The 16,520-nt window shown below is 64.2% G+C and carries 13 protein-coding genes; 1 reads left to right on the plus strand and 12 read right to left on the minus strand.

The genetic code is table 11. From position 1 onward, the window contains the following. Positions 1-38 precede the first annotated feature (38 nt). Positions 39-608: a malonic semialdehyde reductase gene (locus tag FJ430_RS14110; protein WP_413467851.1), complete on the plus strand. Its 570-nt coding sequence runs from the start codon at positions 39-41 to the stop codon at positions 606-608. Between the two features lie 109 nt (positions 609-717). Here the strand turns inward: FJ430_RS14110 and FJ430_RS14115 are convergent, their stop codons facing one another. The 12 genes from FJ430_RS14115 to FJ430_RS14170 all read right to left on the minus strand — a co-directional run bounded on the left by FJ430_RS14115 (position 718) and on the right by FJ430_RS14170 (position 16,355). Beyond that, entirely contained in the window at positions 718-1,677 is a 960-nt protein-coding gene (locus FJ430_RS14115; protein ID WP_140707791.1) for an aminotransferase class IV, read from the minus strand. 225 nt (positions 1,678-1,902) lie between these two features. Then, complete coding sequence (locus tag FJ430_RS14120) at positions 1,903-3,513, minus strand: ABC transporter substrate-binding protein (protein WP_413467852.1); 1,611 nt, start codon at positions 3,511-3,513, stop codon at positions 1,903-1,905. 28 nt (positions 3,514-3,541) lie between these two features. Continuing rightward, a complete protein-coding gene (locus FJ430_RS14125) occupies positions 3,542-5,719 on the minus strand; it encodes a thiamine pyrophosphate-dependent enzyme (RefSeq protein WP_181175493.1) in 2,178 nt (725 codons plus the stop codon). Between the two features lie 21 nt (positions 5,720-5,740). Next, on the minus strand, positions 5,741-7,210 hold the full coding sequence (locus FJ430_RS14130) for a 3-hydroxyacyl-CoA dehydrogenase (RefSeq protein ID WP_140784243.1): 1,470 nt from the start codon (positions 7,208-7,210) through the stop codon (positions 5,741-5,743). A gap of 67 nt (positions 7,211-7,277) precedes the next feature. Then, on the minus strand, positions 7,278-8,060 hold the full coding sequence (locus FJ430_RS14135; protein ID WP_140707787.1) for an enoyl-CoA hydratase-related protein: 783 nt from the start codon (positions 8,058-8,060) through the stop codon (positions 7,278-7,280). Positions 8,061-8,390: 330 nt separating this feature from the next. After that, positions 8,391-10,058 (minus strand): N,N-dimethylformamidase beta subunit family domain-containing protein, encoded by a 1,668-nt coding sequence (locus FJ430_RS14140; RefSeq protein WP_140707785.1) that lies wholly within the window; start codon positions 10,056-10,058, stop codon positions 8,391-8,393. 37 nt (positions 10,059-10,095) lie between these two features. After that, positions 10,096-10,941 (minus strand): SMP-30/gluconolactonase/LRE family protein, encoded by an 846-nt coding sequence (locus FJ430_RS14145; protein WP_140707783.1) that lies wholly within the window; start codon positions 10,939-10,941, stop codon positions 10,096-10,098. 26 nt (positions 10,942-10,967) lie between these two features. Continuing rightward, positions 10,968-11,993 (minus strand): ABC transporter ATP-binding protein, encoded by a 1,026-nt coding sequence (locus FJ430_RS14150; protein ID WP_413467874.1) that lies wholly within the window; start codon positions 11,991-11,993, stop codon positions 10,968-10,970. Further along, a complete protein-coding gene (locus FJ430_RS14155; RefSeq protein ID WP_413467875.1) occupies positions 11,990-12,973 on the minus strand; it encodes an ABC transporter ATP-binding protein in 984 nt (327 codons plus the stop codon). Before FJ430_RS14155 ends, FJ430_RS14150 begins: the two co-directional genes overlap by 4 nt. Continuing rightward, the gene (locus FJ430_RS14160) at positions 12,973-13,737 is read right to left on the minus strand and encodes an ABC transporter permease (protein WP_413467876.1); all 765 of its coding nucleotides are present in this window, start codon (positions 13,735-13,737) and stop codon (positions 12,973-12,975) included. The genes FJ430_RS14155 and FJ430_RS14160 overlap by 1 nt, the downstream gene beginning before the upstream one ends. A 68-nt stretch (positions 13,738-13,805) precedes the next feature. After that, a complete protein-coding gene (locus tag FJ430_RS14165; RefSeq protein WP_140707777.1) occupies positions 13,806-14,819 on the minus strand; it encodes an ABC transporter permease in 1,014 nt (337 codons plus the stop codon). Between the two features lie 30 nt (positions 14,820-14,849). Next, entirely contained in the window at positions 14,850-16,355 is a 1,506-nt protein-coding gene (locus tag FJ430_RS14170; protein WP_413467877.1) for an ABC transporter substrate-binding protein, read from the minus strand. Positions 16,356-16,520: the final 165 nt, after the last annotated feature.

The following is a 16,520-nucleotide window of genomic DNA, read 5'->3' on the forward strand; positions in this document are numbered from 1 at the left end:
GGGGGCCTGAATTCATGCCCAAGGACGCGCGGATCGCAATGAACGACTACAGCATTTTCACGGAAGCCCGCACACACAACAAGTGGACGGACAGGCCGGTCTCCGACGATACGCTGAGGCAGCTCTACGACCTCTTGAAGATGGCGCCGACTTCGGCGAATTGCTCTCCCGGCAGGTTCGTCTTTGTCAGGTCGCCCGAAGCCAAGGAAAAACTCCGGCCGGCCCTAAGCAGCGGCAATTCCGCCAAGACCATGGCGGCGCCGGTCACCGCGATCGTTGCTTATGACGAAGCCTTCTACGACCGATTGCCGGAGCTCTTCCCACATACGGACGCGCGCTCCTGGTTCACGTCGAGCCCCGATATCGCGCATGAGACCGCCTTTCGCAACGGCACCCTCCAGGGCGGTTACCTCATCCTCGCCGCCCGCATGCTGGGGCTCGATGCCGGACCGATGTCCGGTTTCAAGAACCATCTCGTCGACGAGGCCTTCTTCGCGGGAACGACCTGGAAGAGCAACTTCCTGGTCAATCTGGGCTATGGCGATCCGGCAGGCCTGTTTCCGCGGTTGCCCCGGCTTGCCTTTGAAAATGCATGCCGGATCGCTTGAACAGGCAATCCTGGAAATGCGAAAGGCTGCGGCCCTCATGGTCCGCAGCCTTTTTCGTCCGAGCGGCCCGCTGTCCGCCGTTCGAGCTGAGGCGGCTGTCCGTCGGCTTTCAATAATTGATGGCGAAGCTGCGCATCGGATCGTAATGAGCTTCCCAATAAGCCTTCCAGATTGTTTTGCTGAGCGGACCGACTTCTCCGCTGCCTACCGGCACCCCGTCCAATTTGGTGATCGGCATGACGCCGCCGGCCGTGGTGACGAACAACAGTTCATCGCAATCATAGGCGGCGCTCACCGGGACGTCCTCGACATGGCACTCGACGCCATGCGCCTTGGCGACCTCCAGCACGGTCTTGCGCGTCACGCCTTCCAGCACGCCACGCTTCGGTGTCCGCAGCACGCCGTCCTTGATGATGCAGACGTTGAAGCCGGAACCTTCGGTCAGATTGCCGTCCCCGTCCGTCAGGATCGGGTAGTTGGCGCCGCGATCACGCGCCTCCAGCATGCCGCGCACGAAATCGCCCCACTGCAGGTTCTTCACAGTCGGGTCGATGGCGCCTGGCGGCACGCGACGAACGTCGCGTGCGATGACGGCCGAGCCGCCGGTCTTCTGAAGTTCCTCACCCATCACCCACAAGAAGGGCTGCACCATGAGGTAGAGGTTGTTCTCGATTTCATCGGGGCTGTACTGGCGGATGAATTTCAGGCCGCGCGTCACGATCATGCACACATAAGCGTCCCGAATGCCGCTCCTTGCCGCCATCTCCACCAGCTTCTGCCGGATGCCGTGGCAGTCGAGCGAGCTGCGCAGCCGCAACTGCTTCAGGCTGCGCTCGAAACGGTCGAGATGATCATCGAGCCGGAAGAAGCGGCCATCCCAGATCGAGGGTACATCATAGGTCAGATCGGAATGGAGGAATCCCTGGTCGAGAATAGGGATGCGGGCTTCGTGGATCGGATAAAGCTCACCCTCGACATAGGCCACCCCCTTCGCGAACGGATTGTCGCTGGCCTCGAGTTCGGCAACGCGCTTGCGGTAGGCGTCGAAAATGAAGTCGGTATATGCCACGGGGCAGCCTCCACGTTAGTCGATTTTTATCGACTAACCAAAAATGCGATCAAGACATTGATTTGTCAACGAGATTCGAGCGGCAATTTACTGCTATGATTGTGCCAGGATAGCAATTGCGGTGGCCAGGACAGGCGCCCCACCACTGCGGCAATCCAGGAATCTGGTCGAATGGACTGTATCCGCGAGGGCTCCTCAAAGGCCTCGCGGATACAGGGATGTCGCTCAGTCGTCGAGCGTGATCTCGTAGAGCGGAACGTTTGAGCTCGGTGAATTGCGAACCCCGTGGACCTTGCTGCCATAGGCCAGGATCGTGTTCGGGCTGATCATCGGAATGATGACGTTCTGCGCTTTGATCTTCTCGCCGATATCGAAATAGATTTTCTCCGCCTTTTCGGGCGCTGATTTGAGCGCTTCCGCCAGCATCGTCTTTGAGTCAGGAAGGACGAAGGAGGGGTCGGTGGCGGCACCCGCGCGCTTGGCCCAGGGTGTATCCGGGGCAAGGCCGAAGTAGTTCACATACTGGGAGGTGCCGTAGAAGTCGGGCGCGAAGAAGACGAAGGTGATCGGAATGTGATCCTTCGTCGCCGCCTCGCGCCAGTTCGGGAACTCGACGGGCTTGAGCTCCAGCTTGATGTTCACCGCCGCCAGATCCTGCTGGATCTTCTGCATGGCCAGGGTGAAATCGACGCCGTAGACGTTGAGCTTCGGATAGGTCGCCTCTAGCGTGAAGCCGTCGGCGTGCCCTGCCTTGGCCAGCAATTCCTTTGCCTTGTCGGGGCTGTATTCCGGGATCGAGTGCCCGGCCCCGCCCGGGAAGTCCAGAGGGAAGGGCACCGAGATCAGCCGGCCATTGCCTTCGCCCAGCGTGAAGTCGACAAGCGATTTGCGGTCGACGGCGAGCGAGATGGCTTCACGGATATCGGCCGTGATCGGGAACGGGTTGGCGACCGCGCCTGGGCTGATGGCGAGGTAGACGAAGTTGTTGGACGGAGCCGACTCCGTCTTCACGTTCGGACCGGTGAGCGTCTTGGCCGTTTCCGGATCGATGTTCATGGCGACGTCGGCCTGGCCGCTCTGCAGAAGCTGGGCCTGAGCCACGGCATCGCCGACCTGACGGATGACGATCTCGTCGACCTTCGCCGGCTCGCGCCAGTATTTCTCGTTCCGCTTCAGCCTGAGCTCGGCCCCCGGCTGGTAGGATTCGAGCACGAACGGACCGGCGCCGGCCGAGTGCGCGAGGAACCACGGTTCGGCCTGGTCCGACTGCGCGGCGTCGGCCGCTGCCGTGGCCTTGCCCTCCGACTGGGCGACGTCGCTGTTGATGACGCCAAAATAGCTCGCCGCCAGCACGTTCAGCAGTTCGGAATTGGGCTCGGCGGTCTTGACCACTACGGTCTCGGCGTCGGGAGTCTCGATCGACGAGATGCTGGCGGCGAGGTCGGACGGGCTGCCCTTGATGTTCTTCAGGCGCTCCCACGACCATTTCACGTCCTTCGCCTCGACCTTGGAGCCGTCGGAGAAAGTCGCTTTGGAATTGAGCTTGAAGGTGAAGACCGTCTGGTCGTCGTTGACCGTCCAGCTCTCGGCGATGACCGGAACCAGCTTGTTGTCCTTGTCCAGCGCCAGCAGCCCGTCATAGACGGCCGCATTGTAGATCATGCAGGTGTCGCACCAGCTCCTGTCGATATCGAGCGAATTGACGTCCATGTCGCGGGCGATGACCAGCGTCTTGGCCTCCGCCGGCATTGCCGTGGCGGCCAGACCGCCAAGCATCGTCGCCGCCGCAAGGCTCTTCCAGTGTCTAGAAATACGGTTGAAGTTCCCCAGTCTCATTATCATGCTCCTTCTGGCATTTTTCAGTTCAGGCACTTTGGGCAATCAACTCCATCGCCTGGCGCAGTCTCTCGGCGGATCCCAGCGCGGCCTTGTTTAAAACGGCCGAAACGACAGGCGCTGAAAGGCTGCCGGTGACGTGGAGTATTTCGTGGTCGAGATCGTCGAAGGCGCGCGCCTGGATCTCGGCGATCCAGTGGCGGCCAAGCGAAAGGCCGCTCGCGACCTGTTCGACGATGATGACCCGGTTTGTCTTGGCTACGGACGACAGCACGAGAGCCCAGTCGGTCGAGAGTTGGCCGATGCTGCGCATGTCGATTATTTCGGCGTCGACGCCGGTTTCCTCCGCGACCTTCACGGCGGTGGGAACCATGACGGATGTCGCGAGAACCGTGCAGGCGCCGCCAGGCTGGACGATCTTGGCCTTGCCGAACGGGATGCAGTAGTCGCGCTCGTCGCGCGGAACCAGGCTTTCGCGCTGATAGAACTCGACATGTTCGATGATCGCGACGGGGTCGTTGGTCTTCAGCGCCGTGTTCAGCAATCCGACATAATCGAACGCCGTCGTCGGCGAGACCACGTGCCAGCCGGGGAACATCCTGAACAGCGCCGCCGGGTCGCTCGAATGCTGCGAGCCGTAGCCGGTGTGCGGGGAAACGCGCACCCGCATGATGAGCGGCACGGGAAATCCATCGCCGAACATGTGCCTCACCTTGGCGATGCCGTTGGCGATCTGATCGGCCGCCACGAAGCAGAAATCGCCGAACATGATTTCGACGATGGGCCGCAACCCGCGCAGCGCAGCGCCAAGCGCCACGCCGGTGAAGCCGTTCTCGGCGATCGGCATGGCCAGCACGCGACCGGGAAACTGCTCGAGGGCGGACCGGGTAAAGCCGCTCACCCCGCCACGCAAGCGATGGACGTCCTCGCCGAGCACGATGATGGTCGGGTCGGCGGCCATCGCCGCGCCCAGCGCTTCGCCGGCAGCGGTGACGAACCGCGCCTTCACCAATTGGTCGGGCGCAAAATCTTCGATCTCGCGATATTTTAGCCCTTCGGCTTCGGCGGGCGGCGCCAGGATGCCGGTGTCGACGGACTGCGCGGCGGGCCAGAGGCCGTCCGGGATGCGAAGCTGGTTGCTGCCTGGCGCCGTTTCGGTCAAACGGCTGGCGGCCGACTGGACGACCGTCGTCACGCGCTCATCGATCAGGGCCAGCGCGGCGCTGTCGAGAATCCCCAGTTTGCCGAGGCGCGCCTCCGCCAGGCGAAGCGGATCGCGCTTCAGCCATTCCTGCTCTTCTTCCTTGCCGCGATAGCCAAACTCGCTTCCGGCCTTGCTGCCGCTCTGATGGAAGTATCGGTAGCATTTCGCTTCGATGACCACCGGGCCGCGCCCCGCGCGGATCGTCTCGACGGCGTCGGACATCGCGCGATGCACCGCGACCACATCCATGCCGTCGCATTCGATGCCGGTGAAGCCGAGCATCGGACCGCGCGAGGCGATCCGATGTTCGGCCGTCACGTCGTCGATATGCGTGGACACGGCGTAGAGATTGTTTTCGACGAAGAAGATGACGGGCAGCTTGTAGGCGGCCGCGATGTTCATCGATTCATAGGTTGCGCCCTGCAGCGAGGCGCCGTCGCCGAAGAAAGCGACCGAGATCCCGTCCCTGCCGAGGATGTCGTCGGCAAGCGCGTATCCGACGGCATGCGGAATGTTGCCGCCGACGATGGCGCTGGTGCCGGCCACGCCGGACTCCGCGTGGCGCATATGCATCGAGCCGCCGCGGCCTCCGCAATAGCCCGGCGAGAGACCCATGATTTCGGCCATGAAGCGGTGCACGGCGTCATCCATCGGCGGCGTGAAGTCCTGGCTCAGTATGTCGAAATCCGGCTCGGTCTGCGCGTTGACCAGCTTGGTCAGCACCTGGTGATGCGCGCGGTGCGTGCCGTTGATCTGATCGCAGGCGCGCAGCATCGAAACGGCTCCCACGGCCGCCGCCTCCTGGCCGATGCTGGCATGGGCAGGGCCATGGATGAGGCCGGCCTTCTCCAGGTCGAGGATCTTTTCCTCGAAGCGCCGGATCAGCTTCATCTGGGCGTAGAGGCGAACCAGCTCTTGCGCGGGCAGGCTCGACCAGTCGGACTCGTCCGCTTCGATCCGGTACCACGGCGCCGAAGGCTTCAACTCATGCTTTTGGACCAACTCAACTCCTCCCCGGCATGCTTATTCTTCCAGCGCCAATCCCAATTCCGCGCGCCGGCGCAGCCATAGGCTTGCGCGGTAGCGAGGGTCCCGGGTGCGCTCATGCACCGTATCCAGGATGCGCAGAATGCGGGCAGGGCCGAGCTTGTTGCCCCATTCCAGCGGTCCGTGCGGGTAGCCGAGCCCCAGCCGCACGGCGGCGTCTACGTCCGCTGCCGATGCGATCTTCTGCTCAACGATCTCGCAGCCGATATTGACGATCATCGCCACGACGCGCTGGCAGACCGCGCCGCAGCTGTCGTTCACCAGCGTCGCCTTGCGGCCGGTGCTTTGGACAAGCGCGACAGCCGCGCTCCTGGCTTTTTCCGATGTCGCCGCAGACGCGACGAGCGTGACATGCCGACCCAGACCGAAATAGGAATCGTACCCGACGCATAGAGATGGGGACAAGCCGAGGCGGATCGCCGCGCCGGCGACATCCTCACCCTCCAGTCCCACGAGGATGAGATCATCCTGCTTGGGCGTCCGATCCTCGGGACTCAGGACCGTGGCGCCGGTCGACGCGACCAGCTTCTGCATATCGCCCGCGTCATTGTCGGCGAGCACGGCGACACGCTTCGGAAGTGCCGCGGTCTCGGCGGCCTGCGCGGTCTCAAGCGGCATCGCTTGCCGGTTGGCGTCGTAGCTGTAGAAGCCGCGTCCCGTCTTGCGGCCAAGCAGGCCTGCCGCCACGCGCTGCGCGGCGATCACGGAAGGACGGTAGCGCGGGTCCTGGTAGAACTGGGTGTAGATGCTTTCCATCACCGGGTGCGAAACGTCGAGGCCGGTCAGGTCCATCAGCTCGAACGGCCCCATCTTGAAGCCGGCCGCATCGCGCAGGATCGCGTCGATCTCGCCGATCGAGGCCACGCCTTCGCGCAGCATCGCCAGGGCCTCCGTGCCGAAGGCGCGTCCGGCGTGGTTGACGATGAAGCCGGGGGTGTCGGCGGCGACGACGGGACGATGGCCGAAGCGGGCGGCAAGGTCGACCAGCGCGCGCTCCACCTCGGGCGATGTGTGAGCGCCGGAGATGACCTCGACCAGTTTCATCACCGGCACGGGATTGAAGAAATGGTAGCCGGCGACCCGCTGCGGCCGTTTCGCCGCCGCCGCGATCGCCGTCACCGAGAGGGAAGAGGTGTTGGTCGCGATGATCGCGTCGGGCCCGACGATCTCCTCCAACGCCTTGAAGAGCTGACGTTTGGGCTCGATACGTTCGACGATGGCCTCCACGACCAGATCGGCGTCAGCCAGGCGGTGGAGGGTTTCGACAGGCGCGATGCGGGCAAGCAGTTTCTCGACGGCGTCCGGGCTGATTTTGCCTGCCTGCGCCCTGGCGCGCTGGCGCGACGCGATCTGCTCGACGGCGGCAGCTGCCTTGCCGGCCGCTTCATCGACGATCAGCACGTCAATGCCCGCCGCCGCCAGAACTTCCGCTATGCCGCAGCCCATCACTCCGGCGCCCACGACACCGGCTTTTTCGATCCGACTTGTTGAGATCCCTCCCGCGTCCGCCAAGTCAGCGCCCCTTGAACGAGGGCTTACGCTTGTCGATGAAGGCGCCAATGCCTTCCCGCTTGTCGGCGGTATCGAAAAGCAGTTGGAAGGCTTTGCGTTCCAGCCTCAACGCCGTCTCCAGCGGAGCGTCCTCGCCGTTGACGACGGCTTCCTTGATCTGCTCCACGGCCAGCGGCGGGAGACGGCTGATCTTCTGGGCGATCTGCAACGCCTGCTGCAAGGCCTGGCCCTCATCCGTGAGGGTACTGACGAGGCCGGCACGCTCGGCCGAAAACATGTCGCCGGTGAGAACGAGCATCAGCGTCTTGTATTTGCCGATCGCCCGCAGCAGCCGCTGGGTGCCGCCGGCGCCCGGCATCAAGCCAAGCTTGACCTCGGACTGCCCGAACGTGGCTGTGCGTGCGGCAACAATGATATCGGCGTGCATGGCAAGTTCGCAGCCGCCACCGAGCGCGAAGCCTTCGACCGCGGCAATGACCGGCTTCGGACATCTGGCGATCACATCCCAATAGCGGTGGGTGCGTTGCAGAAGCATATCGGCCGAGCCGAGTTTTTCGAAGGCCTTGATGTCGGCGCCCGCCACGAAGTTGCCGCCGCGCCCCGCAATCACGATCGCCCGGACTTCCGGATCCTCCGAAAAGCCGGCTACCGCGGTGGCCAGCTTCTCCCGCACTTCCAGATTGAGAGCATTGCGCGCTTCGGGACGATTGATTTCGACCAGCCCCACATTCTCGACAGGGCGGCTCTCGATGACAACGAGAGATTGATCGTTCGTGGAGCTCATTCGTGCCGCGTAATCAGCGAGTGGAATTTAATTTCATATCTGCGCGACTATAGTCAGCAGCCACGAAGGCCGCAAGGGTATTGTTCGTTGCGGCCGGCGCGATCTGGGGTGGTTTCGCGGGCGGGGGCCGGTTTGTCGGCACGGCATTTTCCTCGCGTTCCGAGGCGCTTTCAGGTCCTTGGTCCAGGTCGTCGGTCCGTCACCCGAAATGTTTGAGTGTCCGTGCTTGTGGGAGCGCGGTGGCAGGACAAACAGGCAAGCAGAGTGGCGGAGCCAGGCCTGCGTTCCGATGATCGTTCGCCGATCAAACGACAAGCCCGCCGCGCAATTTCATGCGTTGGTAAAACGGTCGAGCACGTTGCGGGTGATCTGCTCGGTGAAGCGGTCGCCGCGCTTGAGGCCCATCACCCACTCGCAAGTCGCGGCGGTCAGCACTTCGCCCTTGCCGCGCGTCATGTGCACCATCATGCCGGCGCCGTATTTATAGCGGGCAAGCCCTTCCGGCGTCACCTCGCCGGTGACGCATTTCACCAGGCCCTCATGGTCGCTGCTGCGGACATAGTAACGGAAGCCTTCGCCGTCCGGCTCGTCCTCGGCAAGCACCGCCGGCGCCATGGCGAGGATTTGGATCGTTTCCGGCTGACCGTCGACCGGGACAGGATAGGGGAGGCCATGCCTGAATGTGTAGTCGAGGCCGTCGACCTCGTAGGCGAAGATGCGCTCCTTGTCGCCGAAGATATCGGCATAGTGAAGCCCGGTGCGGGCAAACACCCAGTGCTCGGGACGGTAGACGGTGAAGCCCTTCTGGCCGTGCGGCGCGAAGCCGCCCCAGGACGCGTAGAGCCCATGCAATCCGTTGACGCCGACCGTCGAGGCGCCCGGCCAGGCAACGTCCTTGTCTTCCCATGCGGTCGACAGCAGATGCGCCTTATCGGTGCCGGCGACCGGGTCGTTGTTGATGGCGTTGAACTTGTGGCAGATCTGGCGCTTGCCGTCGTCCTCCAGGCGGATCTGCCAGAGGAAGTTGGCGCCGAAGCGCGCAAGCCTGCCGCCGCGTTCGACATAGGCTTCGACCGCCAGCCGCATCTCGCGGGTCCAGTATTCGTCATGACCGACAATGGTCACGCACGGATAGGCGTCGAGCAGCTCCGGCCTGTAGTGAAGGTCGGTCTGCGTGATCATGTCGAGCTCGTAGCCTTCCTTCTCCGCCCACAGCACGAAGTGGCGGTCGAACTGCGCCCAGCCGGCGGCGGCGTAATACTGGCCGAAGCCGTTGGCATAGGCCCATTCCTTCATCGGATAGCGCGGCGCGTCACCGAATTCCGGCAGCGGGTCGGCGCAGATGCGCGGCGCGCCAGGCGGCAGCCAGACGACGCCGCGGGTCCACGGGCGCTCGAGCGAAAGCACGGGCGAGGGCTGGTCCTTGCCCGGACCGGCAACACCGAAATAGTGGTTGGCGCCGCCGAAATCATTGTAGGCGGTCCAGGTGCCGGTCGGCAGGATCATTAGGATCTTGGCGCGGCGCGTCGCCGCTGTCGGACGCACGATGAAGAAATGGTGCTGGACGAACTTGCCGCCATTGGCGCGGGTGCAGGTCGAGACGACCCGGTAGAAGCCCGAGCGCAGATCGGCCGGCAGCCGCCAGCGGTGGCTGACGGGCCAGCCGCAGCCGGAGCGATATGCATCCGCCGGCGTCGGCGCGAAGACACCGGCGATGTCCTCGACCTTGTGGACGGTTTCCGGCCGATAGCCGTCGCGGTAGATCTCCAGCGTCCAATGCGGCGCGGTAGTCGAGGAATGGAAGACCACCTCGTCGCCCGGGTCATAGGACATCGTGTCCGTGTAGGTATAGACCTCGGGCAGGGCAGGGTCGCCGCGCGGCGCTTCGTACCAGGGGTTGGAGTGCCAATGCTCGTCGGCGGACATGGCCCAGGCTTTGCGTGGGCGGATGTTGACGGGGCCGAGTTCGGGCGGAACGAAATCGTCTTCACGGGACATTGGCTAGCTCACTCAGATCATCAGCAGGGAAGGTCGGTTAAAGCGTGTACGAGACGAGCTCGCCGGGCAGGCCGCGCGTCACCCAGAGCCGGCCGTCATGGATGCAGCAATTGGTCGGGTCGCCGCCCTCGCCGCAATCGATCATCTCGACCAGCCGTCCAGTGGTGTCGAGGATCGCGACCCGGTCGCCGGTGCTGCCGGTGACGTAGAGCAGGCCTTGATGGAAGACCATGCCGTCCGGATTGAAGCGGTCGTCGAAACGAACCCATTCGGTCATCGCGCCGACGCTGCCGTCATTCCAGTCGAAGCGCAGCAGACGATGCTCCATGGTGATGCCGACGATCAGCGAACCGTCGGGATGGAAGACAAGCCCGTTGGGAAAGCCGGTCATCTTGGCCAGGGCACGGACCTTCCGGTCCCGTCCCGCCGCAAGCAGCTGCCCGCCATGGTAGGCCGCGTCGTCGGCGCCCAGAACCTCCCAGTTCTGCGGATCGGTGAAGACGATCCCGCCTTCCGGCGTGAAGATCAAATCGTTTGGCCGCGAAGGCTTTGCGCCGGGCAGTTGGTCGGCGAAGTTTTCCCAGCGGCCGTCGAGCTCCAGGCGCTGGATGCAGCCGGGGATCAGCGGCGCGGCGAAATGCAGCTTCTCCAACGATTCCGGTGCAAGCCCGCCATTGTTGCAGATATAGAGCGCGCCGTCGGGGCCGAGCCGCATACCGTTCGGCGCGCCGGGAAGCGTGGCCAGCTCGCGCACGGCACCGTCCTTGAAGGCGCGGACCTTGGCGTGCAGCAGGTCGACGAAGGCGATCGAACCGTCCGGAAGCGCCACCGGTCCCTCCGGAAAGCCCAGGCCTGTCACGTGGATTTCCTTCGACCGTTTCATTGCTCCTCCCTCCCTTCGGTGTGTTTCTAACTGGCGGCGGCTAGCCCGCGTCGGGCTCGCCCAACCTCGGCCCCAGCGCGCGCCGTCTCTTCGGGCGCGAGGTGGCAGGCCACCATCTGGCCGGTGCCGGGCATGGCGCGCAACGGCGGCACTTGTTCCCGGCAAATGTCGCGCGCCAGATGGCAACGCGGGTGGAACCGGCAACCGGATGGCACGTCGGCAGGATTGGGCGGATCGCCGGTGAGTATGATGCGCTTCCAGCCGACCTGGCGGCGCGCGGCAAGCGTCGGCGCGGCCGACAACAGCGCCTGCGTGTAAGGATGCAGCGGCCGCCGCATGATCTCGTCGGCCGTTCCTTGCTCGATGATGGTGCCGAGATACATCACAGCGATGCGGTCGGCGACATGGCCGATGACGTCGAGGTCATGCGAGATGATCAGGTAGGAGATGCCGCGCTTGCGCTGGATCTGCAGCATCAGGTTGACGATCTGCGCCTGGATCGACGGATCGAGCGCGGAAGTCGGCTCGTCGGCGACGATGATTTCCGGTTCGAGCGCCAGCGCCCTTGCAATAGCGATGCGCTGCAACTGGCCGCCGGAAAACTGGCCGGGCAGTTTTTGGATATCGATGTTCTCCAATCCGACGAAGGAGAGAAGCTCGCGGATGCGCCCCTCAAGCCCGGTGCCCAGCTTGACGCCATGCGTGTCGAACGGCTCGCGCATCACTTCGGCAATGGTCATGCGCGCGTTGAGCGAAGCGAGCGGATCCTGGAACACGGCTTGCAACCGGCGACGTATCGGCAGCATGCGCCGGCTGGCGAACCCGGTCACGTCGACGCCGTCGAAGCGCACGCGCCCATCCGTCACGTCGACCAGCTTGAGCGCCAGCCGGGCGAGAGTGGACTTGCCGCATCCGCTCTCGCCCACCAGCCCCAACGTCTCTCCCTTGCCCACGGTGAGCGAAACACCGGCCACCGCCTGCACGCCATGGCCGCCGCGGCGCTGCGAGAAGGTTTTCGAGACGGCATCAAGTTCGAGAAGCGCCATGGTCAGCTCCTCGCGATTTCAAGAGGCTTGGCTGCCTCGATCGGATGATGGCAGGCCAGCTCCACGGCGCCGAATTTGCGCCGCGGCGGCTCGACGGCCTTGCAGTCGTCTTGCGCGCGCGGGCAGCGCGGATGGAAGCGGCAGCCGGACGGGAAGGCGCCCAGCCCGGGCGCGCCGCCCACGATGGCGTTGAGATCCTGCTTGGCCGGCGTCTGCGAAATCATGGCGCTGGTCATCAGTGCCGCCGTGTAAGGATGCGAGGGCTGCAGCATGATGGAATCGGCCGGCCCGACCTCGGCGATACGGCCGGCATAGAGCACGAGGATGCGGTCGGCTACTTCGGCGACGACACCCATGTCGTGGGTGATCAGGATGATCGTCAGCGCCAGCTCGCGCTTCAGTTCGGCAAGCAGCTCAAGCATCTGCGCCTTGATGGTGACGTCGAGCGCCGTCGTCGGCTCGTCGGCGATCAGCAGGCTCGGGCCGGCCGCCAGAGCCATCGCGATCATGGCGCGCTGCCGCATGCCGCCGCTGATCTCGTGCGGATAGGCGGAGGCGACGCGGCGCGGGTCGGGAATGCGTACGCGCTCCAGCATTTCCACGGCGCGCTTGCTTGCCTCGGCGCGGCCGGCAAGGCCGTGCGCGACGAGGGTTTCCGCAATCTGGTCGCCGACCGGCCAGACCGGGTTCAGCGAGCTCAGCGGATCCTGATAGATCAGGCCGATCTCCGGGCCGCGCAGCTTGCGCAATTCGGCGTCGGGCCGCTTCAGCATTTCGCGATCCTTGAAGCGGATCGAGCCGGAGACGAAGGCGGTGGGCGGCTGCAATCCGGCGATCGACATGCCGGTCAGCGACTTGCCCGAGCCGGACTCGCCGATGATGACGAAGGTCTCGCCGTCGGCGACGTCGAAGGAAATGCCATCCACAGCGACGAGGTTCTGGCCCTCGCGCTGGAAACCGATTGCGAAGTCGCGGACCGAAAGGATCATGCGGCCCGCCTCGACGCGAGCGCGTCGCCGATCAGCGAGAAGGCGGTGGCGGTCAGCATGATCATGGTGCCGGGAAAGACCAGATACCACCAGGCCGAGCCGAAATAGGGGCGCGAGTCGCGGATCAGCAAACCCCATTCCGGCGTCGGCGAATTGGCGCCGAGACCGAGGAAGGAAAGCGCGGTGACGGCGACCAGCGCGTAGCCGATGTCGGTGGTGACGCGCACATTCACCTCCTGGACGACGAAAGGGATGATGTGGCGGCGCAGGATGGTCATCTCCGACACGCCGAGCGCGCGGGCGGCCTCGACATGCGGCCGCTCGCGCAGGCGCAGCACCTCGCCGCGCACCAGCCGCGCATAACCCGGCCACCAGATGATGGCGAGCGACAGCGCCACGCTGTCGAGGCCGCGTCCGATCGAGGCGGCGACGGCGAGCGCCAGCACCAGCGCCGGGAAGCCGAAGAACAGGTCGACGATGCGCATCATCAGGTTGTCGATGCCCTGGCGCGCCATGCCGGAGACCGCGCCGTAGATCACGCCGAACAAGGCGGAGGCAAAGACGATGGCGATCGCCACGCCGAGCGAATAGCGGGTGCCGTAGACGATACGCGAGAAGACATCGCGGCCACCCTCGTCAGTGCCGAAGATGTGCGTGAGGCTCGGCGGCTTCAGCCGGTCGGTCATGGCGAGCGCGATCGGGTCGTGCGGCGCGATCAGGCCGGGCAGAAGCGTAAAGGCCGCCAGGATCGCCAGCACCAGCAGCGCGAGCGGCAGCAGCACGCCTTTCGGCCTCGCGATGGTCCGGCGCGTAGGCTGTGTGGAAACGCTCATGAGCCGACACTCTGCACACGCGGATCGATCACCGGATAGAGCAGATCCATCACCAGGTTGATGATCACGAAGCCGGCCGTCGAGACGATCGCCAGCGCAATCACTGGCGAATAGTCGAAGACCTGGAACGACTGGTAGGCGTAGAGGCCGATGCCGGGCCAGTCGAAGATGACCTCGACCAGGATCACCCAGCTGATCATGTAGCCGAACTGCATGGTGGTCGCCGTCAGGATCGGCGACAGCGCATTGCGCAAGATGTGCTTGAACAGGATGCGATTGGGCGACAGGCCCTTGCCGCGCGCCGTGCGCACATAGAGCCGGCTTTGCTCCTGGATGAGGGCGGCGCGCGATAGCCGGGTGCCGACCGCAAGCAGGTTGACGACGATGGTCGCGGCGGGAAGCGCCAGGTGTTTCAGGCTGGCGAGAAAGGCCGAGAGGCTGCCGGCCAGCAGGGAATCGATGAGCAGGAAGCCGCTGACCACGGGCGGCGCCGTCTCGCGGATCGGGAAGCGCGCGCCGAGCGGCAGCCAATGCAATTTGTAGAAGAAGAGGAACTGCAGCGTCATGCCGAGCCAGAACACCGGGATGCCGGTGCCGATCATGGTGATGAGGCGGATCGCGCCGTCCACCGCGCCGCCGGGGCGGCGGGCCGCGAGCACCGCCAGCGAGAAGCTGATCGCCGAGTAGAGGACGAAGCTGACGATCAGGAGTTCCAGCGTGGTCGGCAGGTACTGCTTGAGGTCGGTGCTGACGCTGCGGCGTGTGCGGATCGACTCGCCGAGGTCACCCTTGGCGAGGCCGATCATATAGGTGGCGAATTGTTCCGGCAGCGGGCGGTCGAGACCGTGCTCGACGCGGATGCGCTGCACGGTCTCTTCGGAGGCGTTCTGGCCGGCCAGGAAGGCGGCGGGGTCGGCCGGGACGACACGACTGAGGAAGAAGGTTATGACCGCGACGGCGATGAGGACGACAAGACCCCAGACCAGACGCTTGAACAGGAAGGCGATCACAACCGTGCTGTCCGCATGCTTACCCCGCTGTTACTTGCTGTACATTTCCCAGAAGCGGGCGTTGATGTACTCGGCCGGGTCGATGCGATAGCCGCCGATACGGTCAGGTTCGGGCACCACGGTCTTGGGCCGCGCGGTCCAGATGATGTAGTGGGAGTCCACCACGATATCGGCCGCCTGCTTGAGCAGCTTGCCGCGCTCGGTCGGGTCGGCGATCGTCGGCAGCTTCGCCACGAGGTCCTGCAGCGTCTGGTCGAAGAATTTGCCCGAATTGTAGAACCCGCCCTTGAGATAATGCGCCGCGAAGAACTTGGTCGCGTCGGACGGACTGAGGTTGGCGTTGCCGAGCACGAAGCAGTTGCTCTTGTCGGATTTGATGGCGGTGATCGCCTCGACGAAGGGCTGCTCCTCGATCTCGACGGTGACGCCGAGCTGCTGGGCCGATGATTGGAGCACGGTCGCGGCAAAGCGGAATTCCGGGAAGCCGGCGGGGACCGAGCACTTCATCTTGGCATTGGCGAGACCCGATTTGGCAAGTGCTGCCTTGGCGCCGTCGAGATCGGTCTTGATCTCGGCCTCCTCCTTTTCCGGGCTGCCGGGGAACCAGGACGGCACCGGGCCGCGGCCGACTTCGGCCTTGCCCTGGAAGGACTGCACCATGGCGTTGTAGTCGAACGCCTTGACCAGCGCCTCGCGGAAATCCTTGTTGTTGGTCGGCGCCAGATCCATGTTGAGATAGATCGCCGGCCATGCCCACAGATTGTTGCCTTCGACGAGATGGAAGCCGCTGCTGGTGCCGATGCGAAGCGCCTCGTCGAGCGGAACGAAATTGGCGAGGTCGAACTCGCCGCCTTCAAGGCCACGGGCGCGGTTGGCGCCGTCGGTGACGAAACGGTCGAGCACGCGGTCGAACGGCTTTTCCGGGAACTTGCCCCACCATTTGTCGTTGCGTTTCAGCTCGATCTGGGTGCCGCGCGTCCAGGACACGAATTCGTAGGGACCGGTGCCGTTGGCGTTCTCGTTGAACCACGCCTGGCCGAGGTCGTCCTTGTGCTTGGCGATGTCCTCGTCGGACAGCATTTCGATGCGGCTGAGGTTGGAGGCGAGGAAGACGGTCGGCGCCTTGGTCTCGATCTTGACGGTCTTGGGGTCGACCACGGTGACGCTGGCGATGTCGTCGACCAGATAGGACTGCCCCTGGCCGATCTTCAGCAACCGGTCGAGCGTCGCCTTGACGTCGTTGGCGTCAAAGGCGGTGCCGTCGTGGAAGGTGACGCCGTCGCGCAGCTTGAAGGTCCAGACCTTGCCGTCCTGCTGCCATTCCGTCGCCAGGGCCGGCAACAATTTGGATGGATCATTAAGATCGAAGTCGATCAGGCGATCGTAGATGTTGCGGGTGACCGTGAACTCCCAGTTCACGTTGGCCTTGGCCGGGTCGATAGTGCTCGGCTCGCCGGCATCGGCATAGACGAAGGTGGATGCGTCGTCGGCGAATGCCGAGAAGGAGACGCCGCCCATCAAAAGGCCGAGCGCCATTCCCAAAATCCCATTGCGAAGCTTCATTGTTCTCCCCTTATTTTTGACCTCTGGAAATAGAATATATCATATATGATGAAGGTCGCAAGCGCGCATGATGACGTTTCCGCGCCGCGTGGCGAGCGGTGAAATCGAGGATAGACGCAAGCGTTGCGACACGGCGGA

The sequence above is a fragment of the Mesorhizobium sp. B2-8-5 genome, from assembly GCF_006440675.2.
GTDB lineage: Bacteria > Pseudomonadota > Alphaproteobacteria > Rhizobiales > Rhizobiaceae > Mesorhizobium.